This window comes from Mesorhizobium sp. 2RAF45, assembly GCF_052115225.1.
Lineage (GTDB): Bacteria > Pseudomonadota > Alphaproteobacteria > Rhizobiales > Rhizobiaceae > Mesorhizobium > Mesorhizobium jarvisii.
Genome location: NZ_JBFRGG010000015.1, coordinates 133,828 through 157,465, shown reverse-complemented (window position 1 = coordinate 157,465; position 23,638 = coordinate 133,828). Strand labels below are relative to the sequence as shown.

General features: G+C 62.2%; 22 protein-coding genes. 12 read left to right on the top strand and 10 right to left on the bottom strand.

Translation table 11 applies throughout. The features are described from left to right. Positions 1–145 precede the first annotated feature (145 nt). On the bottom strand, positions 146–649 hold the full coding sequence (locus AB4Z43_RS28495; protein WP_441939918.1) for a SixA phosphatase family protein: 504 nt from the start codon (positions 647–649) through the stop codon (positions 146–148). A gap of 245 nt (positions 650–894) precedes the next feature. On the opposite strand from AB4Z43_RS28495, the gene dksA reads away from it, so the two are divergent. Next, complete coding sequence (gene dksA / locus AB4Z43_RS28490; RefSeq protein WP_010909647.1) at positions 895–1,311, top strand: RNA polymerase-binding protein DksA; 417 nt, start codon at positions 895–897, stop codon at positions 1,309–1,311. A gap of 151 nt (positions 1,312–1,462) precedes the next feature. Here the strand turns inward: dksA and AB4Z43_RS28485 are convergent, their stop codons facing one another. Then, the gene (locus AB4Z43_RS28485) at positions 1,463–2,203 is read right to left on the bottom strand and encodes a flagellar biosynthetic protein FliO (protein WP_064985664.1); all 741 of its coding nucleotides are present in this window, start codon (positions 2,201–2,203) and stop codon (positions 1,463–1,465) included. A 319-nt stretch (positions 2,204–2,522) separates the two neighbouring features. Between AB4Z43_RS28485 and cckA the strand changes: the two genes are divergently transcribed. Then, a complete protein-coding gene (cckA, locus tag AB4Z43_RS28480; RefSeq protein WP_441939915.1) occupies positions 2,523–5,099 on the top strand; it encodes a cell cycle histidine kinase CckA in 2,577 nt (858 codons plus the stop codon). Between the two features lie 90 nt (positions 5,100–5,189). Further along, a complete protein-coding gene (locus AB4Z43_RS28475; protein ID WP_027046870.1) occupies positions 5,190–5,903 on the top strand; it encodes a DeoD-type purine-nucleoside phosphorylase in 714 nt (237 codons plus the stop codon). On the opposite strand, the gene AB4Z43_RS28470 is transcribed toward AB4Z43_RS28475, so the two are convergent. Continuing rightward, on the bottom strand, positions 5,900–6,205 hold the full coding sequence (locus AB4Z43_RS28470; RefSeq protein ID WP_038646966.1) for a ribbon-helix-helix domain-containing protein: 306 nt from the start codon (positions 6,203–6,205) through the stop codon (positions 5,900–5,902). The two genes, AB4Z43_RS28475 and AB4Z43_RS28470, sit on opposite strands and share 4 nt — an antisense overlap. A 253-nt stretch (positions 6,206–6,458) precedes the next feature. Between AB4Z43_RS28470 and AB4Z43_RS28465 the strand changes: the two genes are divergently transcribed. The 3 genes from AB4Z43_RS28465 (at position 6,459) to AB4Z43_RS28455 (ending at position 9,083) form a co-directional block, all read left to right on the top strand. Next, the gene (locus AB4Z43_RS28465; RefSeq protein ID WP_027046867.1) at positions 6,459–6,854 is read left to right on the top strand and encodes a VOC family protein; all 396 of its coding nucleotides are present in this window, start codon (positions 6,459–6,461) and stop codon (positions 6,852–6,854) included. A gap of 78 nt (positions 6,855–6,932) precedes the next feature. Then, positions 6,933–7,463, top strand: a complete 531-nt coding sequence (locus AB4Z43_RS28460) for a twin-arginine translocation pathway signal (RefSeq protein WP_019858314.1) — start codon at positions 6,933–6,935, stop codon at positions 7,461–7,463. Positions 7,464–7,511: 48 nt separating this feature from the next. Then, positions 7,512–9,083, top strand: coding sequence for a GMC family oxidoreductase (locus AB4Z43_RS28455; protein ID WP_019858313.1), 1,572 nt, complete (start codon positions 7,512–7,514; stop codon positions 9,081–9,083). A gap of 61 nt (positions 9,084–9,144) precedes the next feature. Here AB4Z43_RS28455 and AB4Z43_RS28450 read toward each other — a convergent pair whose 3' ends face one another. Further along, complete coding sequence (locus AB4Z43_RS28450; RefSeq protein WP_038646964.1) at positions 9,145–9,543, bottom strand: hypothetical protein; 399 nt, start codon at positions 9,541–9,543, stop codon at positions 9,145–9,147. 312 nt (positions 9,544–9,855) lie between these two features. Here AB4Z43_RS28450 and urtA point away from each other — a divergent pair, with 312 nt between their 5' ends. The 6 genes from urtA (at position 9,856) to AB4Z43_RS28420 (ending at position 16,088) form a co-directional block, all read left to right on the top strand. After that, positions 9,856–11,166, top strand: coding sequence for an urea ABC transporter substrate-binding protein (urtA, locus tag AB4Z43_RS28445; RefSeq protein WP_019858310.1), 1,311 nt, complete (start codon positions 9,856–9,858; stop codon positions 11,164–11,166). 116 nt (positions 11,167–11,282) lie between these two features. After that, positions 11,283–12,896 carry an urea ABC transporter permease subunit UrtB gene (gene urtB, locus AB4Z43_RS28440; protein WP_441939912.1) on the top strand — a complete coding sequence of 538 codons (1,614 nt, stop codon included), beginning with the start codon at positions 11,283–11,285 and terminating at the stop codon, positions 12,894–12,896. After that, positions 12,893–14,128, top strand: a complete 1,236-nt coding sequence (urtC, locus tag AB4Z43_RS28435; protein ID WP_064985649.1) for an urea ABC transporter permease subunit UrtC — start codon at positions 12,893–12,895, stop codon at positions 14,126–14,128. Before urtB ends, urtC begins: the two co-directional genes overlap by 4 nt. A 5-nt stretch (positions 14,129–14,133) precedes the next feature. Further along, on the top strand, positions 14,134–14,880 hold the full coding sequence (gene urtD, locus AB4Z43_RS28430) for an urea ABC transporter ATP-binding protein UrtD (RefSeq protein ID WP_038646958.1): 747 nt from the start codon (positions 14,134–14,136) through the stop codon (positions 14,878–14,880). A gap of 69 nt (positions 14,881–14,949) precedes the next feature. Next, positions 14,950–15,645 (top strand): urea ABC transporter ATP-binding subunit UrtE, encoded by a 696-nt coding sequence (gene urtE / locus AB4Z43_RS28425; protein WP_013895283.1) that lies wholly within the window; start codon positions 14,950–14,952, stop codon positions 15,643–15,645. A gap of 266 nt (positions 15,646–15,911) precedes the next feature. Continuing rightward, the gene (locus AB4Z43_RS28420) at positions 15,912–16,088 is read left to right on the top strand and encodes a hypothetical protein (protein WP_019858306.1); all 177 of its coding nucleotides are present in this window, start codon (positions 15,912–15,914) and stop codon (positions 16,086–16,088) included. 145 nt (positions 16,089–16,233) lie between these two features. Here the strand turns inward: AB4Z43_RS28420 and AB4Z43_RS28415 are convergent, their stop codons facing one another. From AB4Z43_RS28415 to AB4Z43_RS28390, 6 genes are all read right to left on the bottom strand, one after another. Further along, the gene (locus tag AB4Z43_RS28415; protein WP_202359891.1) at positions 16,234–17,382 is read right to left on the bottom strand and encodes a GGDEF domain-containing protein; all 1,149 of its coding nucleotides are present in this window, start codon (positions 17,380–17,382) and stop codon (positions 16,234–16,236) included. A 183-nt stretch (positions 17,383–17,565) separates the two neighbouring features. Next, positions 17,566–18,372 carry a DUF72 domain-containing protein gene (locus AB4Z43_RS28410; protein WP_202359892.1) on the bottom strand — a complete coding sequence of 269 codons (807 nt, stop codon included), beginning with the start codon at positions 18,370–18,372 and terminating at the stop codon, positions 17,566–17,568. Between the two features lie 59 nt (positions 18,373–18,431). Next, positions 18,432–18,896 (bottom strand): GNAT family N-acetyltransferase, encoded by a 465-nt coding sequence (locus AB4Z43_RS28405; protein ID WP_038646954.1) that lies wholly within the window; start codon positions 18,894–18,896, stop codon positions 18,432–18,434. Next, the gene (locus AB4Z43_RS28400; protein ID WP_244748159.1) at positions 18,893–19,261 is read right to left on the bottom strand and encodes a DUF302 domain-containing protein; all 369 of its coding nucleotides are present in this window, start codon (positions 19,259–19,261) and stop codon (positions 18,893–18,895) included. The genes AB4Z43_RS28405 and AB4Z43_RS28400 overlap by 4 nt, the downstream gene beginning before the upstream one ends. 41 nt (positions 19,262–19,302) lie before the next feature. Continuing rightward, entirely contained in the window at positions 19,303–22,224 is a 2,922-nt protein-coding gene (gene uvrA / locus AB4Z43_RS28395; RefSeq protein WP_441939907.1) for an excinuclease ABC subunit UvrA, read from the bottom strand. Positions 22,225–22,927: 703 nt separating this feature from the next. Continuing rightward, a complete protein-coding gene (locus tag AB4Z43_RS28390) occupies positions 22,928–23,182 on the bottom strand; it encodes a hypothetical protein (protein WP_441939905.1) in 255 nt (84 codons plus the stop codon). Positions 23,183–23,638 lie beyond the last annotated feature (456 nt).

Here is a 23,638-nt window from a genome sequence, read left to right as displayed (position 1 = left end):
AAAACAGGCCGAACACATGAATGAACCTGACCGCTTCAGTATTGCCATTGTCAGAATCTTCTTGCTCAACGGGGGCCGTCCACACATGAATCACAAAACCGACAAATCGGGAATCCCCTTCGATTCCATCAAGCCGTGAACCGCTCTAGAGATCTTCCGGTGTCAGGAACGCTTCGAGATAGCCCGTGTCCTGGCCTGCTTTCGTCAGATTGTCCAGGAAACGCACGACAGCCAGGCCCGAGGTCGGGAAACCATGGTTGAGCATCGCCCGCGCCGTCTCGTCGCCATCGCCCGAGACCGCCATGGCGAGATCCTCCGTCATCGGGTTGTGACCGATGACCAGCAGCGAACCTGGCCCGCCATGCTCCCGGATGAGGCGGAGATAGCCGGCCGCATCTTCGCTATAGAGTGTGTCGAAAAACAAGACCTTGCCGGTATCGGTCTGGCCGGCCAGCCCTTCGAGCGTTTCCTTGGCGCGCCGGGCGTTGGAGCACAATGTCAGGTCGGGGACATAGCCACGCGAGCGCATGGCTGCGCCCATCGTCTCGGCATCGGCGCGGCCGGATGCGTCAAGCGGTCGATCGAAATCGCGCATGCCGGGCAGCGCCCAGCCAGCCTTGGCGTGCCGCAACAGATAGAGCCTGCTCACCCAACCTCCGATGATGCCGAAGCCGCGGTACGATTAGCCACAAGAAGGGCGCCGCGCACAATGGCCCCTTGTTCTTCCGCGCAAAGAATCAGCGGCACTTTCTCCATCGAATCAGCGACATCTCGCTCCAATGGGTGCCGCGGGGGAACTTTAACAATTGCGTGAGTCGGTGACTGATTGCGCTTGTGCAGGCGTCGGGCGGCGAATATATAAGCGCCAAATTTGGGGCAGTTTGGGTGAGTCGAATGAACGACATCGTTACCGCCGATTACGTACCCTCCGAAGACGAGCCGTTCATGAACGAGCGGCAGAAATCCTACTTCCGCCTGAAGCTCGTCACCTGGAAAAATGACATATTGCGCGAAGCGCGCGAAACTCTCGAAATCCTGCAGCAGGAAAACGCCAACCACCCCGACCTCGCCGACCGCGCCTCTTCCGAAACAGACCGCGCCATAGAGCTCAGGGCTCGCGACCGTCAGCGCAAACTCATCGCGAAGATCGATTCGGCGCTGCAGCGCATCGACGAGGGCACTTACGGCTATTGCGAGGAAACCGGCGAGCCGATCGCGCTGAAACGGCTCGACGCCCGTCCGATAGCCACCTTGTCGATCGAAGCGCAGGAACGGCATGAGCGCCGCGAAAAAGTCTATCGCGACGACTGACGCATTGCTTCTGGACTGCATCTCAAGGCAGTTACAAGTGAAGTCATTGTCAAAAATGGCCGGGTTTTCCGGCCATTTTTGTTGGCTGTATCACAAATCCGTTGCAGCAAGCGAAAGCAAAACCCGGCCGGCGGGGCGCCTCAGGCGGCAATCATTTCTTCTGGCTTGAAAGTTCGCCCAGAAGCCTGGTCATTTCATCGTCGAGCGATTGCGGCGCCTTGGCCACCGGTTTGCCAACCGGACCACCGGATCGCGGCTGGTCGAGCGAAACCTCCAGGTCCTTCATGAGCGCGTCGTCGATACTGTTCTGCGGTGGCGGTGGCGCGTGCCTGACAGCATTGGCGTTGGCGGAGCCATAGGCAGGCAGCGGCGTGACGTTGGTCGATTGATAGGGTTGCGCCGGTTTCGGTGCGGGGGCTGGGGCTGGTGGTGGCGCTGCCGGGCGCGGGCGGGCAGGCGGCGCCGAGGTCGCCGGCTGCGGCGCAGGTCGTGCCGGTGCGGGAGCCGGTTGAGGCGGCCGCGGTTTTGCCGCCGGGGCCGCGGTGGCCGGGACGGGCTGCAGACCGCCATCTCCGGTCAGCGCTGGACGGCGCGGCGCGGCAAGGCGTATGTCGCGTTCGACGACTACGTCGGTCGGACCGCCGATCAGAAGCAGATGTTCGATGTCGTCGCGGCGCACCAGCACCAGCCGACGATGGCTGTCGACGGCGGTGGCGTCCATGACGGCGAGCCGCGTCTTACGGTTCCGGCCACCGGCGACGAACGTGCCGAAGGTCAGGTTGCGGACCAGCCTGATGATGACGAGCACGATGACCAGCAGGATCAGCGCCGCGAAGGTCCACAGGAGTGCCGCCGCATAACCAGGGCCCGCCACGCTATCCAGCCACTGCATTGGTTTCCCCTGATCGGTCTTGGAAAGAGACGCGACACTAGACCGTTGCGGCTGGCCACCGCAAGTTGCCTTTCACGCATCGTGAACAGCTTGAAACACGGCCGGTATCATTTTTATCTGACATTTGCCGCCCGGGCCTTTTCCGGACTGGGAGAATGTGATTCAACCGGCTAAAAGCGGGTCGCGCTGAAGCGGATTCACGCGAGGCGCTCTAGGGCCTTGTTTTCGTGCATGTCGTTTTCCCAAAACCGAAGTCACTTTTGGGCGACATGCATTAGGGGCGGGTGTCGGAACGTCGGACTTCACGAGCAGGGGGCATATGGCCAAGGAAGCGCGCGGCGATTTCTATCCGGTACCGATCGTCGACCAGAACACGCGACCGGGTGCGGTCACCCGGCTCATCATCTTCATCGTCGTTCTGACGGGGGCCGCGATCGTCTTCGGTCTGTTCCGCGAGCGCCTAGGCGATCCCTTCCTGCTCGGCATGCTGGGCGTGCTGGCGATGATCGGCGTCGGCTTTCTGTTCGCGACCGCGATCGGCTTCGTACAAGTCACGCCGCGCTCGACTGGCGATGAACTGTCCAAGGCTTTCGTCGATTCGATGGCGCAGGGCCTGCTGGTGACGGACACCAAGGGCCGCGTCGTCTACGCCAACCGTGCCTATGCCGACATGACCGGAGCGTCCTCGGCCGCCGACCTCAAGACGGTCGAAGGGCTCCTTTCGGATGTTCCCGAGGCCTCGGTGACGATTTACCGGCTGGCCTCCGGCCTGCGTGACGGGCAGCCGGGCGACGGCGAGTTTCGGCTGGCGCAGTCGATCCGGCCGGGAGCCGAAGCGGGCGCCCGCTGGTACCGGGCGCGCGCCCGGACCTTCAACGTTCCTGGCCAGCGCCTGCCGATGCTGGCCTGGCAACTCGCCGACATTTCGCAGGAGCGGGCCGAGCAGGAGCGTTTCTTCCTCGACCTGCAGAAGGCCATCGATCACCTCGACCACGCCCCGGCCGGCTTCTTTTCCGCCGACCAGGACGGTCGCGTCACCTACATTAACGCCACGCTCGCGGAATGGCTGGGCATCGATCTTGCCAGCTTCACGCCCGGCGCCGTCACCTTGCCGGATATCGTTGCCGGCGACGGCATGGCTTTGGTGCGCTCGGTCAAGGCCGACCCCGGCACGACGCGCAACGCGGTCATCGATCTTGATTTGACGACGATGACGGGAGAGGCGCTGCCGGTGCGCTTCATGCATCGCGTTTCGGCCAGCCGCGAAGGCATCGGCGGTCCGACGCGCACGATCGTGCTCAACCGCACGCAAGGCGAGGATGCCTCGGCCGATCTGCGCGCCTCGGAAGTGCGCTTCACCCGCTTCTTCAATTCGACGCCGATGGCGATCGCGGGTGTCGATGCCAGCGGGCGCATCCTGCGCACCAACGCACCCTTCCTGTCGCTGTTTTCCTCGGTCGTCGACCGGGATGCCGTGGACCGCCGCGTGAGGCTCGATACGGTAATCCACGAGCGAGAGCGGCCGGCCTTTGCCGCGGCATTCGAGAAGGCCCGGCAGCGGCAGGCCGACATCGAGCCGATCGACACCGTGCTGCCCGGCAACGAGGAGCGGCACATCCGTTTCTACGTCAATGCCGTCGCCGACGGCACCGGCGGCGAGGGCGCAGAGGAATCGGCCATCGTCTACGCCGTCGAGACGACCGAGCAGAAGGCGCTCGAAGGGCAGATGGCACAAAGCCAGAAGATGCAGGCGGTCGGGCAACTCGCGGGCGGCATCGCCCACGACTTCAACAATGTGCTGACCGCCATCATCATGGCGTCGGACCTGCTTTTGACCAATCACCGGCCGTCGGACCCGTCCTTCCCCGACATCATGAATATCAAGCAGAACGCCAATCGGGCGGCTTCACTGGTCAGGCAGTTGCTGGCCTTCTCGCGCAAGCAGACGCTGCGGCCGGAAGTGCTGAACCTCACCGACGTGCTCGCCGATCTCAGGATGCTGCTTGCCCGCCTGGTCGGCAACGACATCAAGCTGAAGATCGACCACGGCCGGGACCTGTGGCCGGTCAGGGTCGATATCGGCCAGTTCGAGCAGGTGGTGGTCAATCTGGCGGTCAATGCGCGCGACGCGATGCCCGCTGGCGGCGATCTCACCGTGCGCACCCGCAACGTCACCGCCGAGGAGTGCAAGATCTTCTCCTATCGCGAACTCGCCGCGGCCGACTATGTCGTGGTCGAGGTCGAAGACACCGGCAGCGGCATCGCGCCGGACGTGCTGAAGAAGATCTTCGAACCGTTCTTCACCACCAAGGAGGTCGGCAAGGGCACCGGCCTTGGCCTGTCCATGGTCTACGGCATCATCAAGCAGACCGGCGGCTTTATTTTCTGCGATTCCGAGGTCGGCAAGGGATCGACCTTCCGCATCTTCCTGCCGCGCCACATCGCGGAAGCGAAGAAGGCGGCCGAACCCGGGGAAACCCCGAGTGCCACGCCGGTCAAGCCGGTCGACAGCACCAAGGACCTGTCGGGGTCGGCCACGGTGCTGCTGGTCGAGGACGAGGATGCCGTGCGCATGGGCGGCATGCGTGCGCTGACCTCTCGGGGCTATACGGTGCATGAGGCATCCTCGGGCGTCGAGGCGCTGGAAGTGTTCGAAGCCCTGGGCGGCAAGGTCGACATCGTCGTTTCGGACGTGGTCATGCCGGAAATGGACGGGCCGACCCTGCTTGGCGAGTTGCGCAAGCGCCAGCCGGATATCAAGTTCGTGTTCGTATCCGGCTATGCCGAGGACGCCTTCGCCAGGAACTTGCCGGCCGACGCGCATTTCGGCTTCCTGCCGAAGCCGTTCTCGCTCAAGCAACTGGCGACGATCGTCAAGGATATGCTGGAGTCCTAATTTAGCTTTCTCCAGTGGTCTGCCTTGCGCAACGCCCCGACAGCGCCATGATTGCGGGCGAGAGGGTAGGCGGGCTTGGGGGAGCAGCGATTGACGCCACACATAGAGGCAGGCAAGGGCGACTACGCCGAAACGGTGCTGTTGCCGGGTGACCCGCAGCGCGCCGAATGGATGGCGAAGACATTTCTCGAAGCGCCACGCTGCGTCAATCGCAGGCGGGGTGCTCTCGGCTTTACCGGCCTTTATCGCGGCCGGCCCATCAGCATTCAGGCAACGGGTATCGGGGTTTCGTCGTTCCTGATCTATACCCACGAATTGCTCGACTATTATGGCATCCGAACATTGATCCGCACCGGGACCTGCGGTGGCCTGAGCGCCGAGGTAAAGCTGCGCAGCCTGGTGATCTCGCAATCGGCACGGCCGGAAAACAAGGAGAGTGGCCAGGTCTTTGGCCTTTATGACGCTGACGCCGGTCCGGATCCGGCGTTGCTCGCCCGCGCATTGGCCAAGGCAGCCGAACTCGGCATTGACCACCATGCCGGCCTGACAGTCTGCACCGACATATTCTACCATCCTGAAACGCACGCTCGATATGCCGAGGCAAGGGCACTCGGAGCGCTGGCCGTGGACATGGAAACCAGCGCGCTCTACCGCATCGCGACGCATTTCGGCGCGAGGGCGTTGTCGCTGTTGACCGTTGTCGACAATCTGGTTACCGGCGAACAGGCCGACTATTCCGAGCGCCAGGCGCTTTTCACCGATATGAGCCGGCTGGCGCTCGAAATCGCTGGGGAAGGGCGCTAGGCAGCTTCCTGCTTCAACGCCATTCGCTCGTCCACGCTGGGCCGATGGCCGCGCAGATAGAGCGCGCAGGTGGTGCGAAGCATGGATGCGAAATTGGGTATCTCGCCGTTGATCTCGATGGCTTCGTCATACAGCTTCGAGATGAATTTCGGCGTCGTCAGGTCCTGGCTGTCGGCGATTTCGTCCAGCAAGGTCCAGAACGTTGCCTCGAGCTGGATGCTGGTCGAATGTCCATCAATGCGGATCGACCGGTTGATCTGGCGATAGCCTTCCGGATCCTGTGCGGCAAACACTCTGCACATTGGTACCTCCCGTTTTTGTTGGTCTTGGGCGTCGACGGAGCCATCGGCGCCTTTTGAACACTGCCTGCGATTTCATCTTCGACCGGACCGTCGATAACGGCAATCAGACTTTCGTCCTTATGGCGATGGCCTCCCTGGAATCTTGGGCGACACTAGCCATTTTCAAGCCGCATGCGTGGTAATCGGCTGCCACCACCTTTTTTGGCCGGCGCGCATAATCGGCTTCGAAAGTACGAACGCTGCGGGGTCTGATTTGGCGAAGGCAATCCACACCATGATCCGGGTTCTCGACGAGGCCCGGTCCATCGACTTCTACACCAGGGCGTTCGGGCTGGAGGTTGCCCAGCGGCTGGATTTCGAGACCTTCACGCTGATCTATCTCAGCAATACCGATACGCCTTTCGAAGTTGAGCTGACCGTCAACAAGGGGCGGCAGGAGCCTTATGCGCTTGGCGACGGCTATGGCCACCTGGCCGTCTCTGTCGCCGATCTCGACAGCGAACATGACCGGCTCGGTGCGCTCGGCTTCAATCCGAAGAAGATCGTCGAGTTCAACCGCGACGGGTCGCTCATCGCACGCTTTTTCTTCATCGAGGACCCCGACGGCTACAAGATCGAGGTCCTGCAGCGAGGGGGGCGCTTCCAATAGGGGACAACCCGCCGCGTGCACCGGCGCGGCGCCAGCAACGGCACCCGAAGGGTGCGAACAGCAAGCAGGGAGGAAACTATGGTCACGATCTATGACGGAAAGCCTGGACTTTCACGTCGCGAGCTTCTCAAACGCGGCAGCATCGGCGCGTTGCTCGTCATCTCCGGCAGCGCGGTCATCAGCCCGGAACAGGCCTGGGGGCTTGAAACCTCGGCGCTGAAGCCCGAGACGATGGCGACACTGATCCAAGTGGCGCGCGACATCTATCCGCACGACCAGGTGCCGGACAAATATTACGCTATCGCCGTCAAAGGCCATGACGAGACAGCCGCCAAGGATCCTGCCCACAAGGAGCTGATCGAGAAGGGCATCGCCGATCTCGACAGCAAGGCTGGCAAGGGTGGTTATCGCGGGCTCGGCTGGGAAGAGCAGCGTGTGGCGCTGCTCACCGAGATCGAGAAGACGCCTTTCTTCCAGGCGGTGCGCGGTGGTCTCGTCGTCAGTCTCTACAACCAGAAAGAGGTGTGGCCGATCTTCGGCTACGAGGGCGAGTCCTACTCCAAGGGCGGCTACATCGCGCGCGGTTTCAACGACATCGAGTGGCTCTGAGCCGCTCTGTCCGTAACCGCTTTTTGACCGATCTCATGGGAGGAAACCATGGCAGCACAATTTGATCTCAAGAATGACGGCGTGGTCGTCATCATCGGCTCGGGCGCCGGCGGCGGCACGCTCGGCAACGAACTGGCGCAGAAGGGCATCGATGTCGTCATCCTCGAGGCGGGCGCCCGCCACGAATATGAGGACTTCATCAATGACGAGTGGGATTCGTTCGCCCAGCTCGCCTGGAAGGACAAGCGCACCACATCCGGCGACTGGCGTGTGGCGAAGGATTTCCCGAACCTGCCGGCCTGGATCGTCAAATCGGTCGGCGGCTCAACCACGCACTGGGCCGGCGCGTCGCTGCGCTTCCAGGAGCATGAGTTCAAGACGCTGTCGACTTACGACAAGCAGGCCGGCGCCAATCTTTTGGACTGGCCGATTTCGCTGGCCGAGATGGAGCCTTATTACGCCAAGGCGGAAGCCAAGATGGGCGTGACCGGCACCAATGACTGGCCGCGGCTGCCGGGCAACAACAATTTCAAGGTGTTGAAGGCCGGCGCCGACAAGCTCGGCTACAAGGAATGCCATACCGGCAACATGGCGATCAACTCGGTCGAACGCGACGACCGCAACTCCTGCCAGCAGACCGGCTTCTGCTTCCAGGGCTGCAAATGGGGCGCCAAATGGTCGACCCTCTATACCGAAATCCCCAAGGGCGAAGCGACAGGCCACCTCGAAGTGCGGCCGAACGCCATGGTGATCAAGATCAACCATGATGCCAAGGGAAAGGTGACCGGCGTCGTCTATGCCGACAAGGACGGCAAGTTGCAGGAGCAGAAGGCCCGTATCGTCGCGGTGGCCGGCAATTCGATCGAAAGCCCGCGCCTGCTGCTCAATTCGCAATCGAGCAAATTTCCGCATGGGCTCGCGAATTCATCAGGGCAGGTGGGCAAGAACTACATGCGCCACACCACCGGATCGGTGTATGCCATCTTCGACAAACCGGTGCACATGTATCGCGGCACCACCATGGCCGGCATCATCCGCGACGAGGCGCGGCATGATCCGTCACGTGGCTTCGTCGGCGGCTACGAGTTCGAGACGCTGTCGCTTGGATTGCCGTTCATGGCGGCTTTCCTCAACCCTGGCGGCTGGGGGCGCTCCTTCACCACCGCGCTTGATCACTATGACCATATGGCAGGCCTGTGGATCGTCGGCGAGGACATGCCGCGCGAGGAGAACCGCATCACGCTGCATGCCGATGAGAAGGACGAACACGGCATGCCGATCGCCGACGTGCATTTCGACGATCACCCGAACGACACGGCGATGCGCAACCATGCCTATAAGCAGGCTTCAGCGCTTTACGATGCGGTCGGTGCGACGCGCACCTTCCCGACGCCGCCCTATCCCTCGACCCACAATCTGGGCACCAACCGGATGAGCGAGAAGGCGGAGCATGGCGTCGTCAACAAGCATGGCCAGACGCACGACATCAAGAACCTGTTCGTGTCGGACGGCAGCCAGTTCACGACGGGTGCCGCCGAAAACCCGACCTTGACCATCGTGTCGCTGGCGATCCGCCAAGCCGACTACATCGCCGCCCAGATGTCGGCGAGAAGCATCTAGTCCACTTCCCGACTGCCTGCTGGCGCGGGACCCGACAGGGTTCCGCGCCTTTTTTTGGCGTTCAGCCCCTTGTGCAGGTCGAGGCGGTGAAGGCTCCGTCGGGCTGCTTCATGATGATATCGAAGGAGGGTGGGTTCTGGCCGTCCAGTGTCGCCTGGGTCATCGACAGCGAGTTGCCGCCGGCGGTGTAGCCGCCGAGCGGTCCCAGCCAGGTGATCTCGCCGTTTGCGTTCATCTGATAGTTGTAGGCCTGCTGGGCGGTTCCGAAGGTTACAGGGCCTGTATAAACGTTCCCCTTGATGGTGATGTCGCCGAGGTCGAGGAACATGCCGAGCAGGTAGACTTCGCAGTGATAGGTGCCGTCAGGCATCTTGCCGTCGCTGAAGTCGGCCTGTGCGGCGCCGGTCGCTGCCGCCAGAAGCGCGGTGCCGATAAAAATGCGTGAAATCAGGGATGCCATGACGTCGCTCGGTTGAGCAGGGAGCTTGCCCTATTTTTGCGCTGGGCCGCAACATTTGTCGCCCCGCCGCACGCGCGGAGGCCAAAATCTAGGCATTTGGTGAAATTGGGCAAAATTTAGGCAGATGCTGTGTGCGCTGCGCAAATTTCCCTCAACCAATTCTTAACCAGCTCTCTTATGTTTGTTCAATCTAATATAATAATCATCTGATAATGTTGGTCTATTTGCCGTTTTTTAGCGTCCCGGCAGCGGTTGGCATGGGGGTTGCATTGTATCGTTGCGGTGCAATCAACCAGCTTGGGAGTCTTCCGTATGAGGGGTAATTTCTCGACAATAACAAAAATGTTTTCGGCGAGCGTGGTTGCCGCCGGCCTGTTGATGTCGGCTCCCGCCAGGGCGGCCGACGATACGATCAAGGTCGGCATTCTCCATTCGCTGTCGGGGACGATGGCGATTTCGGAGACGACGCTGAAGGACGCCATGCTGATGCTCATCGATGAGCAGAACGCCAAGGGCGGCCTGCTCGGCAAGAAGCTTGAAGCCGTCGTCGTCGATCCGGCTTCCAACTGGCCGCTGTTCGCCGAAAAGGCGCGCGAGCTGATTTCGAAGGATAAGGTCGCGGCGGTGTTCGGCTGCTGGACCTCGGTGTCGCGCAAATCGGTGCTGCCGGTGTTCTCCGAGCTCGACAACATCCTGTTCTATCCCGTCCAGTATGAGGGCGAGGAGAGCGAGCGCAACGTGTTCTACACGGGCGCCGCGCCCAACCAGCAGGCCATTCCGGCGGTCGACTATCTGATGAGCGAGGATGGCGGCTCGGTGAAGCGCTGGGTGCTGGAAGGCACCGACTACGTCTATCCGCGCACCACCAACAAGATCCTCGAAGCCTATCTGAAGGCCAAGGGCGTCGCGGCCGAAGACATCATGGTCAACTACACGCCGTTTGGTTTTTCCGACTGGCAGACCGAAGTCTCGGCGATCAAGAAGTTCGGCTCGGCCGGCAAGAAGACCGCCGTCGTCTCGACCGTCAACGGCGACGCCAACGTGCCGTTCTACAAGGAACTCGGCAACCAGGGCATCAAGGCCGAGGACATCCCGGTCATGGCCTTCTCGGTCGGCGAGGAAGAGCTGGCCGGTCTCGACACCGCACCGCTGGTCGGCCATCTCGCCGCGTGGAACTACTTCGAAAGCGTCGACACACCCGAAAACAAGAAGTTCATCGCCGACTGGCACAAGTTCATCAAGAACGACAAACGCACCACCAACGACCCGATGGAAGCCCACTACATCGGCTTCAACATGTGGGTGAAGGCGGTCGAGAAGGCCGGCACCACCGATCCCGACAAGGTCATCGACGCCATGATCGGCGTTTCGGTGCCGAACCTGACCGGCGGCTATTCGACGATGATGCCGAACCATCACATCACCAAGCCGGTGCTGATCGGCGAAATCCAGGCCGACGGCCAGTTCGAGACGGTTTCGCGCACGCCGGGCTTGGTGATGGGCGACGAATGGTCCGACTACCTGCCGGACTCCAAGGATTTGATCTCCGATTGGCGCAAGCCTCTGTCGTGCGGCAACTTCAACGTTGCCACCGGCAAGTGCGGCGGCAAGGGAACGAACTGATCCTCCCCGGGCTGACTAGTCAGACCCGGGCTGACCTAGTCGGACCGCGCGCGTCCGGACGGTTTCCTCCACCGTCCGGACGCCCAATTCAACCTCCAAGGGGTTAACAGAAGCCGATGACGTTGATCCGCACGGGCCTGACACTGCTGTTCCTGTTGGCGACGCTGTCGTCTTCGGGCGCGGCGGAAGCCGACCTGCGCGCCATCATCGCCAAATTCGCGACGGCCAAGGGCTTTTCGGAGATCGGAGCTGTCGTCCATGAACTGGCGGCTGCCGGTGACCCGGCCGTCGAGCGGCCGCTTGCCGCGCTCGCCGACGGCAACCTCTATGTCCGCAAGGCCGATTCCCTGGTCTTCGTCGGCAAGGAAGCCGGCGAAAGGGTCCAGCTTTTCGATCCGCTGAGCAGCGAAGCATCCGGCGAGGCGGCCAAGGACGACATCACCAAGATCAAGGTCAACAACACGCTGCGCCGCGTCATTCGCGATGCGCTGGGCACGCTGACGCTTGGCGCCAAGGACCCGACTGTCCGCATCGCCGCCGCCGACACCATGTTCAAGACGCCCGACGCGGCCAATATCGAACCGCTCGACGCGGCGATCGCCAAGGAGACGGTTGCCAGCGTCAAGGCTCTGCTGGAGCAGGCCCGCGCTGCCTCGATCCTTGTCTCGGACCGGCCTGAAGCCGACAAGCTGGTAGCCATCGCGCTGATCGGCGCGCGCGGCGACCGTGACGCGGTTTCGCTGCTCACCTCGGTCGAGGCCAACGCCTCGGGAGCGGTGAAGGAAGCCGCGACAGCCGCGATCGCCAACATCAATTCGACATTGGCGCTTTGGGATGCCGGGCAGAACATCTGGTACGGCATTTCGCTGGGCTCGGTGCTGCTGCTCGCGGCGATCGGGCTTGCCATCACCTTCGGGGTCATGGGCGTCATCAACATGGCGCATGGCGAGATGGTGATGCTCGGCGCCTACACCACCTTCGTCGTCCAGCAGGTGATCCGCACATCGTTTCCCGGCCTGTTCGACTGGTCGCTGGTCATCGCGCTGCCGCTCGCCTTTCTGGTCGCCGCACTCGTCGGCCTCGCCATCGAACGCGGCGTCATCCGTTTCCTCTACGGCCGGCCGCTGGAGACGCTGCTGGCGACCTGGGGCGTGTCGCTGATCCTGCAGCAGGCGGTGCGCTCGATCTTCGGGCCGACCAACCAGGAGGTTGGTAATCCCTCCTGGATGTCGGGCTCGTTCGATATCGGCCAGCTGGCCATTACCTGGAACCGGCTCTGGATCCTGGTCTTCGCGCTGACCGTCTTCGGCGTCCTGCTCTATGTGATGAAGCGCACGCCCTGGGGGCTGCAGATGCGCGCCGTCACCGCCAACCGGCGCATGGCCGCCTCGATGGGCATCAGGACGCCGTGGGTCGACGCGCTGACCTTCGCGCTCGGATCCGGCATTGCCGGCATTGCCGGTGTCGCGCTCAGCCAGATCGACAATGTCTCGCCCAATCTCGGCCGCGGCTACATCATCGACAGCTTCATGGTCGTCGTCTTCGGCGGCGTCGGCAATCTCTGGGGCACGCTGGTCGGCGCCTTTTCGCTGGGCATCGTCAACAAGTTCCTCGAGCCCTATGCCGGCGCCGTGCTCGGCAAGATCGTCGTGCTGGTGCTGATCATCCTGTTCATCCAGAAGCGCCCGCGCGGCCTGTTCGCGCTCAAGGGCAGGGCGGTGGAAGCATGATCACGGGACGCTTCTTCGCCGCCGGCGCCGACCGCCGCATCGCCATCACCATCTTCATCCTGTTGGCCGCGGCGATTGTCGTGCCGCTGCTCAACCTTGCGGTATCGCCAACCAGCGCCCTCTACGTCCCGGCCTATATCGTGGCGCTGACCGGCAAATATCTCTGCTATGCGCTGCTGGCGCTCTCCCTCGACCTGGTCTGGGGCTATTGCGGCATACTTTCGCTCGGCCACGGCGCCTTCTTCGCGCTCGGCGGCTATGCGATGGGCATGTATCTGATGCGCCAGATCGGCTCGCGCGGTGTCTATGGCAACCCGATCCTGCCCGATTTCATGGTGTTCCTGAACTACAAGGAATTGCCGTGGTTCTGGCATGGCTTCGACCATTTCTGGTTTGCGGCGATCATGGTGCTGGCGGTGCCCGGCCTGCTCGCCTTCGTCTTCGGCTGGTTCGCCTTCCGCAGCCGCGTCACCGGCGTCTATCTCTCCATCATCACCCAGGCGATGACCTATGCGCTGCTGCTGGCCTTCTTCCGCAACGATATGGGTTTCGGCGGCAATAACGGCCTGACAGATTTTAAGGACATTCTGGGCTTCAACGTGCAGGCCGACGCAACGCGTTCGGCGCTGTTCGCCGCCAGCGCGGTGATGCTGGCGCTCGCCGTGTTCATCACCTGGGCGATCGTCGGCTCCAAATACGGTAAGCTCCTGATGGCGGTGCGTGACGCCGAAAGCCGCACGCGCTTCCTCGGCTGGCGGGCGGAGAATGTGAAACTGTTCGCCTTCACCGTCTCGGCCGTCATGGCCGGCATTGCCGGCGCGCTTTACGTGCCGCAGGTCGGCATCATCAATCCCGGTGAGTTCGAACCGTCCAATTCGATCGAGGTGGTGATCTGGGCCGCCGTCGGCGGGCGCGGCACCATCGTCGGGCCGATCATCGGCGCGCTGCTGGTCAATGCCGGCAAATCCTGGTTCACCGGCGTGCTGCCGGAATTGTGGCTGTTTGCGCTCGGCGGCCTGTTCGTCGCCGTCACCTTGCTCTTGCCGAAGGGCATCATCGGCATGTGGGACAGCTGGCGCGGCAATGCGAAGGCGCTGCGGGCGGCCTCCGTCGCTGAAGAGGCCGGCACCAAGGTCGTAGTGGCGTCCGCGACCTCGAGGCCCGCTCGCTCGCCGGCGAGGAATCCGGGCGAGTGGTCCTTGTCCGACCCTGAACCGCAGGCGGCGGAGTAGCGACCATGAGCAAGTCGAACACCATCCTCTATCTCGACGGCGTCTCGGTCTCCTTCGACGGTTTTCGCGCCATCAACAATCTGTCGCTGGTGCTCGACAAGGGCGAGATGCGCGCCATCATCGGCCCCAACGGCGCCGGCAAGACGACGATGATGGACATCGTCACCGGCAAGACGCGGCCCGACGAGGGCGAAGTGTTCTTCGACGGCCGGGTGGATCTCACCAGGCATGACGAGGCCGAGATCGCCATGATGGGCATCGGCCGCAAATTCCAGAAGCCGACGGTCTTCGAAAGCCATACGATCGAGGACAATCTCATGCTGGCGCTGAAGGGGCCGCGTTCGATCTTCCCGGCGCTGTTCCACCGTCGCTCTGCGGCCGAGGCGCGGCAGATCGACGACATTCTCGGCGTCATCCGGCTGGGCGACAAGCGCCACGAGCTGGCCGCCAATCTCAGTCACGGCCAGAAACAGTGGCTGGAGATCGGCATGCTTCTGGCGCAGGACCCGAAATTGCTTTTGGTCGACGAGCCGGTCGCGGGCATGACCGATGCGGAGACCGAAGAGACCGCGCGGCTGCTCAAGGACATTGCGCGCGACCATTCGGTCATCGTCGTCGAGCACGACATGCATTTCGTGCGCGAACTCGGCGTCAAGGTCACCTGCCTGCACGAAGGCTCGGTGCTGTCGGAAGGCACGCTCGATTTCGTCTCAGCCGACGAACGTGTCGTCGAAGTCTATCTGGGGAGATGAGCATGATCTGGCGGGTGCAATTTCATCGCTTCGATCTGTCGTTTCTCCGGTTCTGGAGAAGGCGCTGACATGCTCGAAGTTTCCAACGCCACGCTCCACTACGGCGCCGCCCAGGCGCTGCGCGGCGTTTCGCTGAAGGCGGGCGCCGGCAAGATCACTTGTGTGCTCGGCCGCAACGGCGTCGGCAAGACCAGTTTGATGAGATCGATCGTCGGCCACCACCGGCTGACGAGCGGAAGCGTTGCCTTCGAGGGGAAGGCGCTCGACCGGAGCGCGGCGTATGACCGCGCCCGGTCGGGCATCGCATTCGTGCCGCAGGGCAGGGAGATCTTTCCCCTGCTCACGGTGCGCGAAAACCTGGAATCCGGCTTTGCGCCATTGAAGCGTGCCGACCGCAACGTGCCGGCGCATGTCTTCGAACTGTTTCCGGTGCTGAAGCAGATGCTTGGCCGCCGCGGCGGCGACCTTTCGGGCGGTCAGCAGCAGCAGCTCGCCATCGGCAGGGCGCTGGTGATGCGGCCGAAGCTGCTGGTGCTGGATGAGCCCACCGAAGGCATCCAGCCGTCGATCATCAAGGACATCGGCCGCGCCATCCGCTATTTGCGCGACCAGGCTGGTATCGCGGTGCTGCTGGTCGAACAATATCTCGACTTCTGCCGCGAGCTTGCCGACGAGGTCAACATCATGGACCGGGGCCAGATCGTCCATACTGGCCCGGCGGAAGATCTAGACCGGGCTGACGTCCGCAAGTTCCTTACCGTCTAGAATCGGTGCTGGACTTCAGCTGACGATCCAAAGTCCTTGGCAAGTCCAATATTCTTTCATCCAGCGATCCGCATCTCTGGCGCGCCAGAGGCGGCATGCTAGTCTTTTGTTGGCTTTGTGAGTCGGCCGCTTCCGTATCAGTCTGGTTATCGCAGATCGAGGGCGCGGCGAAGGCCGGCAAGTTCCACGCAAGCAAGGCTTCCTAGCTTCCCTCCTGCGATCTTTGTCGTTCAAACGCGTTTGGGCACACAGGCTAAGGGACAGCCATGGAACGTTTCGTCGAGGACTACCAGAAGCGGCGGCTTACCGAGCGGGTCGACATCATCGCGGCCATCAACATTTTGAGGTCACAGGGCTGCGAATACGACGACCTGATCGAGGAGATCACCAAGGTGTTCTACGTCGACCTCGATACTTTCAATGAAATCGTGATGGCGGCCTAAAGCGCGTCGCGTCTGAATGGATTCCTGCGACGCCCTTTAGGTCCTTGATTTCATGCATGTCGTTCTACCGGGGCCACTTTTGGGCGACATGCATTGGAGCCGCTTTCGCCCATCCAATGGTCACAGCTCGGCATGATACGCGCGGTCAGCTCGCGCGCCGGAACGGAGAGGCGGTGACGCGGTTGCGACCGCCGCGCTTGGCGTCGTAGAGCGCCTTGTCGGCGGCACTGAGCACCTTGTCGAAGCTGAGCCCCTCTTTGCTGCCGAATGCAAAACCGGCGCTGACCGTGCACCTCAGTGAGCCGGTTTCGGTTTCTATCAGGCGTGTCGCGAAGGCGGTCCGGATGCGCTCTGCCGCGTCCTCGACCGCTTCCGGCAAGGTGCGCTTCAATACCAGCGCGAATTCCTCGCCGCCCATGCGCGCGGCAACGTCGGTCTGGCGCAGATTACCGGCGAGTTCGCTCGCAAACACCTTCAGCACCTCGTCGCCCGCCGCGTGGCCGAACTCGTCGTTGATGGTTTTGAAATTGTCGAGATCGAAGACGACCACGGCGGTGAAGGCGCCGACCGGGAGATGGCCATGCATGTCGAACAGCGCGCGCCGGTTGAGCAGGCCGGTCAAGGGATCGGTGAGCGCATTGCGGCGGTGATGCCTCGCCAGACGCCCCTGGTTGAGCGCAAGTGACAGGGCGCCAATACCCGTCATACTGGCGATGACGACAATGAGGCTCAGTTCCTCTGCCCAGTTGCTTGGTGCATGGCCGAGCACCAGCTTGCCGTCCCATGCCAGGACCGCCGCGCACAGCATGAAGGAAACGGCAGTGGCCGAGTAGAGCGTGGTGATGCCGACCGTCAGGGCAGGGGCTTCGTCGCGGCCGCGCCAGTATTCGAATGCCGTCGCGAACAGGAGCAAGGCGGCGAACAGGTTCTCGAACATGAAGCCAAGGCCATCATAGCCCAGAGCCATGGGAAGCAGCGTCACTGCCAGTGAAACACAGCCCAACAGTGCTCGCGGCAGCGGCGAGCCGCCGGTTCTGAACTGGTAGGCCGCACCCAGCATGGTCGAGAAACCGAGCAGCAACAGGGCAAGGGTGGCGATGCCGAGCAAGCGCCCGGGCATGTCGATATAGGCGTCATAGACAAAGATATCGCCGACCACGAACACCAGGCTGATCGCCCATGTCAGCAGGAACCGCTCCGTGCGGGCGGTCAGCCACATGCCGAACAACGTCAGGCTCAGGCAAGCGGCGGAGAAACCGACGGCCAGCAGAAGTGAAGTGTAGTCGAGCGACATGCCCCTCTTTCCCTGCCGGCGGCGGCTCAAGCTGTGCGGCTTGGCGTCGCCGCATTCATGCAGCAAGGAAGTGTCGATATGGTTACGATCGTGGCGAAGATGCCCAGGAATAGGCGCTTTGCTACGCGCAAAACGCATAGATGATGCGCTTACAGCATGTAGCCGAACAACAACGGATGCTTGTCAGCCGACTACCCGCTTCATCAGCGCCATCGCCCCGAACGGTGCGCGCGCCTTGCCTTCGGTGATGAAGTAGACGAACACATCGCGCGGCTGCACAGGCGCGTCGGTGGCGGGATCGGCGCGCCGCAAATCGGCCGGCTGCTCGCCTTCCGCCCATGTCTTTGCCCGCACCGCCCATTCGTCGAGGCCCTTCGGCGTGTAGCAATCGGGATTGTCGTCCGAGCCGGTCTGCAGCCGTGCGTAGACGAAGTCGCCGGTGATGTCGGCGATATCAGGATATTTGGCATGGTCGGCATAGACGATCGCCGCCTTGTATTTGCGGGCAAGCGCCGCGAATTCCGGCACGATGAAACTGTCGTTGCGCACTTCCAGCGCGTGACGCAGTGCGACACCGTCCTGTTTCTCCGGCAGCAGTTTCAAAAAGGCTTCGAAATCGTCCGGATCGAACTTTTTCGTCGGGGCGAACTGCCACAGGATCGGGCCGAGCTTGTCGCCGAGCGCGGCAACGCCGGAACCGAGGAAGCGCATCATCGATTCCCCGGCTTCGCCCAGCACGCGACGGTTGGTGACGAAGCGGTTGCCCTTCAGCGAATAGACGAAACCGTCCGGCGCCTCGCTTGCCCATTTGACGAAGGTCGGCTCCTTGAAGCTGGAGTAGTAGGTGCCGTTGACCTCGATGCTCGGCACCTGCCGGCTGGCGTAGTGCAGTTGCTTGGCCTTCGACAATTTGTCCGGATAGAAGGACGTGTCCCAGGGCTCGAAGGTCCAGCCGCCCATGCCGGAGCGGATTGTTCCCGATTTGCTCATTATCGTCCTCCCGAGTGCGGTGTCTGGCCAAATTCAGAAGTCTGGGCGCGTTCAGAAAATCAGGCTGTCGTGGTCTCGTCGACCGGTTTTGCCATGTCGACCAGCACCCATCCTGGCCGGTAGGGGTTGGGCCGGCGACCCGTTTCGCGATAACCGTAGGCGAGATAGAGCGCGATGTTCCGCTCCATTTTCGCATTGGTGTAGAGCCGTATCTCCGGCAGGCCCCACAAGCGCGTCTGTTGATCCGCGTGATTGAGCAGCTTTGTGCCAAAACCCTTGCGCTGGAAGGCGGGCGACACAGCGACGGAGAAGATCATCGCGTGATCCTCATGCCGCTCCAGTGTGAGCACTCCGGCAGGTTCGCCACCGCTCTCCAGCAGCCAGACCTCGCCGTTCGCGATGCGCGGCGCGTAGTCTTCGGTCACCGGGATCGGCGGCGCTTCGAGTATGGCGTTGTAAGGAGCGTAGGCGGCTTCCGTCAGCGCGACGATCGCAGCAAGATCTTCAGGGCGGGCAAGTCTCATGACTGATCCATTCCAGCAGCAGCGGCGATCACCTTCTCCATGCCTGTGGCAATCGCCGCGACTGCAGCGCGGCTGACATCGCCCAGGCCGTGGCGACCGGCGATCCAGTGCGGATCGTTGTAGGACAGCCAGGCATTGCCTTGTTCATCTTCCCAGCCCAGCGTCTTGACGGGCAGATCGATGCCGGCAAGCTGACTGTCCTGCATGAGAGGGGTGCCACCTCTGGGGTTGCCGAAGATCAGGAGTTCCGTTGGCCGCAACGCAGCGCCGACATCACGTGCGCCGGCGGCATGATCGATGCGCGCGAAGACAACCAGGCCGGCACGCTTGACCACCTCAGCAAGGCGGTCGATGGTTTCGGTCACGCCAAAGCGGCTCTGAACCGTGATGAGACCATCCCCAGCCATCACTCCGCCGCTTCGCGCTTGCCTCCGGGGCGCCGCTCCAGCAGCTCTTTGAGGAACTGGCCGGTGTAGCTGCGCTTCTCGCGCACGATCGCTTCCGGTGTGCCCTGGGCAACCAGCTCGCCGCCGCCGTCGCCGCCTTCGGGGCCAAGGTCGAGCACCCAGTCTGCGGTTTTGATCACTTCGAGATTGTGCTCGATGACCACCACCGTGTTGCCCTGGTCGACCAGTTCGTGGAGCACTTCCAGGAGTTTGGCGACGTCGTGGAAATGCAGGCCGGTGGTCGGCTCGTCGAGGATGTAGAGCGTCTTGCCGGTCGCCTTGCGCGACAGTTCCTTGGCGAGCTTGATGCGCTGCGCCTCGCCGCCGGACAGCGTCGTCGCCTGCTGGCCGATATGGATGTAGCCGAGGCCGACCTGCTTCAGCGTGTCGAGCTTGTCGCGCACGCCCGGCACGGCGGCGAAGAAATCGACGCCTTCCTCGACGGTCATGTCGAGCACGTCGGCGATCGACTTGCCCTTGAACAGGACGTCGAGCGTCTCCCTGTTATAGCGCTTGCCGTGGCAGACGTCGCAGGTGACGTAGACATCGGGCAAAAAGTGCATCTCGATCTTGATGACGCCGTCGCCCTGGCAGGCCTCGCAGCGGCCACCCTTGACGTTGAACGAGAAGCGTCCCGGCTGGTAGCCGCGCGCCTTGGCCTCGGGCAGGCCGGCGAACCAGTCGCGGATCGGCGTGAAGGCGCCGGTATAGGTGGCGGGGTTCGAGCGCGGCGTGCGACCGATCGGCGACTGGTCGATGTCGATGACCTTGTCGAGGAATTCCAGACCCTCGATGCGGTCATGCTCGGCCGGATGTTCGCGCGACCCCATGATGCGGCGCGAGGCCGCCTTGAACAGCGTCTCGATCAGGAAGGTCGACTTGCCGCCGCCCGACACGCCGGTGACAGCGGTGAAGGTGCCGAGCGGGATCTCGGCGGTGACATTCTTCAGATTGTTGCCGCGGGCGCCGACGATTTTCAGGCGCCGGTTCTTTTTCGCCTCACGCCGGACCCCGGGGGTGGCCACTTCAAGCGCGCCCGACAGATATTTGCCGGTGATCGAATTGGGGTTGGCCATCACCTGCTGCGGCGTGCCCTGGGCGATGATCTCGCCGCCATGGATGCCAGCGGCCGGCCCCATGTCGACGACATAGTCGGCATGCAGGATGGCATCCTCGTCATGTTCGACGACGATGACGGTGTTGCCGATGTCGCGAAGGTGCTTGAGCGTATCGAGGAGGCGCGTGTTGTCGCGCTGATGCAGGCCGATCGACGGCTCGTCCAGCACGTAAAGCACGCCGGTCAGGCCCGAGCCGATCTGCGACGCCAGGCGGATGCGCTGGCTCTCGCCGCCCGACAGCGTGCCCGAATTGCGCGACAATGTCAGATAGTCGAGCCCGACATCGTTGAGAAAGCGCAGGCGCTCGCGGATTTCCTTCAGCACGCGCACCGCGATCTCGTTCTGCTTATCGTTGAGCTGCGCAGGCAGATCGGTGAACCATTTGTCGGCATTGCGGATCGACTGTTCCGTGACTTCGCCGATGTGCTTGCCGCCGATCTTCACCGCCAGCGCTTCCGGTTTCAGCCGATAGCCTTTGCAGACGGGGCAGGGCGTCGCCGACATGAAGCGCTCGACCTCCTCGCGCATCCAGGCGGATTCAGTTTCCTTCCAGCGCCGTTCGAGATTGGGGATGACGCCTTCGAAAGTCTTGGTCGTCTTGTAGGAGCGCAGGCCGTCATCATACTGGAAGGTGACTTCGCGCTCGCCGGTGCCGCGCAGGATCGCGTCCTGTGCCTCGGCGCTCAAATCCTTGAACTTGTCGCCGAGCTTGAAGTTGTAGGCCTTGCCCAAGGCTTCGAGCGTCTGCACGTAGTAGGGCGAGGTCGATTTCGCCCATGGGCTGACGGCGCCGTCGCGCAGCGACACGTTCTCGTCGGGCACGACGAGGTTGGGGTCGATGGCGCGCTGGCTGCCGAGACCGTCGCAGGTCGGGCAGGCGCCGAACGGGTTGTTGAACGAGAACAGCCGCGGCTCGATCTCGGGAATGGTGAAGCCGGACACCGGACAGGCGAATTTTTCCGAGAACAGGATGCGCTCATGCGTCTCGTTCTTCGACTTGTTGACCGAATCCTCGCCGGTCTGGCTGGAATCGAGCGGTTTATCGGCGAACTCGGCTACCGCCAACCCCTCGGCGAGCTTCAGTGCCGTCTCGATGGAATCGGCAAGGCGCGTGGCCAGATCGCCGCGCACGACGATGCGGTCGACGACGACGTCGATGTCGTGCTTGTATTTTTTATCGAGCGCCGGAACATCCGCGATCTCATAGAAGACTCCGTCGACCTTGACGCGCTGAAAACCCTTCTTCTGCAACTCCAGCAGTTCCTTGCGATACTCGCCCTTGCGGCCGCGCACGATCGGCGCCAGCAGGAACAGGCGCGTGCCTTCCTCCAGCGCCAGCACGCGGTCAACCATCTGGCTGACCGTCTGGCTCTCGATCGGCAGGCCGGTGGCCGGCGAATAGGGCACCCCGACACGCGCGAACAGCAGGCGCATATAATCGTAGATCTCGGTGACTGTGCCGACCGTCGAGCGCGGGTTCTTCGATGTGGTCTTCTGCTCGATCGAGATGGCAGGCGACAGGCCGTCGATCTGGTCTACGTCGGGCTTCTGCATCATTTCGAGGAATTGCCGGGCATAGGCCGACAGGCTCTCGACATAGCGGCGCTGGCCTTCGGCGTAGATGGTGTCGAAGGCCAGCGACGACTTGCCGGAGCCCGACAGGCCGGTCATGACGATCAGGCTGTCACGCGGCAGGTCGAGATCGACATTCTTCAGATTGTGTTCGCGCGCCCCGCGAATGGAAAGGAATTTATGGTCGGCCATCGCCGGTCGCCGCCTCAGATCTGGAATTCGTGGGATTGGCGGGATTGTCCCGGCCATCCCCTATGTAGGTGTTTTTGCCGCCACGTCGAGAGACGCCACAATTCCCGACAGAAGTCGTTTAACCGCCTTTCACGCGAAGGGGCAAGCAGAAAGAACAAAGGCCGAACACGCTCCTGACAAAGCTGTGCAGAAACCTGACCTGTACGTAACCTCCCGGCGATCACAATTTTCCGTAACCGGCTATTGAAGGTTGACGTGGCCGGCTCAGGGGAGCAGTCTCCTGAGGTCAGCGAAGCCGGCCGTCTTTCGATGGCCTCGCCGCCCCAAGGCGGCCTGCGAGACGCCGCAGGTACTTGCGATTTGCGCTTCGCTACGACAATGTCGCAACGGACACAGGAGCGGAGCATGACGCCACCGGATAGTCCCCAAGGGCTCCACGCCTCGTTGGAGCCGCGGCAGGCATAAGTGCCAGGGTTTAGCGTTTGCGCCACCCGACAAACCGTGACTTGCCGTATTCCCCAAAAATCAGAGACTGCTAGTCGGATCGTCGGCTGACGCCGCGTAGCATCCGAAATCAAACGCCGGCAGTACACTCCCGGCAAAATATGGATTTGAGATCCAGAAAAGCCCCGTCCGTTTGCCTAAGGCACGGCGGGGCTGTTCGTTTGAGGAAATGGCTGAACTGGCCCAGCGGAAGGGCTGCTCACCTTGGGGGCTTAAACCCGCCCGTGGCCATATCGACCGTGATGGTGCCGGAAATCCTGACATCGGTATCGCCGATCTTGAACGTGCCGTTGCCGTTGCTGGGGAACGCATCGTCGGGTTCCGGCTGGGTAGCCGGCTTGGCGATGCGATAATCACCGTTCACGCCGGGCAGGGCGCCTTTCTGTGCCTGGGAGGTATTGTCCGCGGCAAAAGCCCCGCCGGACGTCGCGGCGGTGATCGCAATGGCTGTCATCAGTCTGTTCAGGCGGTAGCGCATGGCATGACTATAGTGCCGCGCTCATTGCGAAACCAGACCAGCGGCGGCGAAATGGATGCGACGCCGTCAGCCTTCAATGTGGTGATCAGGCTTCAAGGTCTTCAAATTTCTATATTAGTCTGACACAGGGCGTGCTGGCTGGCCTGGTTGCCAGTTGCTAAAATCCATGTAGCAGCGAATGGATATACCTTCGATTCGCACGTCGCCGCCACGCGCCAGACATCCATACCCTCCGGGAACATTCACTAGCAAGAAAAATGCCATGCATATTCCTGCTATAGCTAATATAGCGCGTAATGCTCGTTTGTTTGGATCGTTAGGCTTTGGCATTTATGCCTCTGTTGATAATTCAACGGATTCAATAGCGCCGAATTCATTGATAGTTGATAAAAACTATTTTCTGCATTTAGTGCATCTGCATTTAATTGATGA

What these genes read in the sequence shown, in the direction of transcription:
- dksA (WP_010909647.1), top strand. Translation starts at nt 895, where the DNA reads ATGAACGACATCGTTACCGCCGATTACGTACCCTCCGAAGACGAGCCG.
- AB4Z43_RS28485 (WP_064985664.1), bottom strand. Translation starts at nt 2,203, where the DNA reads ATGCAGTGGCTGGATAGCGTGGCGGGCCCTGGTTATGCGGCGGCACTC.
- cckA (WP_441939915.1), top strand. Translation starts at nt 2,523, where the DNA reads ATGGCCAAGGAAGCGCGCGGCGATTTCTATCCGGTACCGATCGTCGAC.
- AB4Z43_RS28470 (WP_038646966.1), bottom strand. Translation starts at nt 6,205, where the DNA reads ATGTGCAGAGTGTTTGCCGCACAGGATCCGGAAGGCTATCGCCAGATC.
- AB4Z43_RS28460 (WP_019858314.1), top strand. Translation starts at nt 6,933, where the DNA reads ATGGTCACGATCTATGACGGAAAGCCTGGACTTTCACGTCGCGAGCTT.
- AB4Z43_RS28455 (WP_019858313.1), top strand. Translation starts at nt 7,512, where the DNA reads ATGGCAGCACAATTTGATCTCAAGAATGACGGCGTGGTCGTCATCATC.
- AB4Z43_RS28450 (WP_038646964.1), bottom strand. Translation starts at nt 9,543, where the DNA reads ATGGCATCCCTGATTTCACGCATTTTTATCGGCACCGCGCTTCTGGCG.
- urtA (WP_019858310.1), top strand. Translation starts at nt 9,856, where the DNA reads ATGAGGGGTAATTTCTCGACAATAACAAAAATGTTTTCGGCGAGCGTG.
- urtB (WP_441939912.1), top strand. Translation starts at nt 11,283, where the DNA reads ATGACGTTGATCCGCACGGGCCTGACACTGCTGTTCCTGTTGGCGACG.
- urtC (WP_064985649.1), top strand. Translation starts at nt 12,893, where the DNA reads ATGATCACGGGACGCTTCTTCGCCGCCGGCGCCGACCGCCGCATCGCC.
- urtD (WP_038646958.1), top strand. Translation starts at nt 14,134, where the DNA reads ATGAGCAAGTCGAACACCATCCTCTATCTCGACGGCGTCTCGGTCTCC.
- urtE (WP_013895283.1), top strand. Translation starts at nt 14,950, where the DNA reads ATGCTCGAAGTTTCCAACGCCACGCTCCACTACGGCGCCGCCCAGGCG.
- AB4Z43_RS28420 (WP_019858306.1), top strand. Translation starts at nt 15,912, where the DNA reads ATGGAACGTTTCGTCGAGGACTACCAGAAGCGGCGGCTTACCGAGCGG.
- AB4Z43_RS28415 (WP_202359891.1), bottom strand. Translation starts at nt 17,382, where the DNA reads ATGTCGCTCGACTACACTTCACTTCTGCTGGCCGTCGGTTTCTCCGCC.
- AB4Z43_RS28410 (WP_202359892.1), bottom strand. Translation starts at nt 18,372, where the DNA reads ATGAGCAAATCGGGAACAATCCGCTCCGGCATGGGCGGCTGGACCTTC.
- AB4Z43_RS28405 (WP_038646954.1), bottom strand. Translation starts at nt 18,896, where the DNA reads ATGAGACTTGCCCGCCCTGAAGATCTTGCTGCGATCGTCGCGCTGACG.
- uvrA (WP_441939907.1), bottom strand. Translation starts at nt 22,224, where the DNA reads ATGGCCGACCATAAATTCCTTTCCATTCGCGGGGCGCGCGAACACAAT.
- AB4Z43_RS28390 (WP_441939905.1), bottom strand. Translation starts at nt 23,182, where the DNA reads ATGACAGCCATTGCGATCACCGCCGCGACGTCCGGCGGGGCTTTTGCC.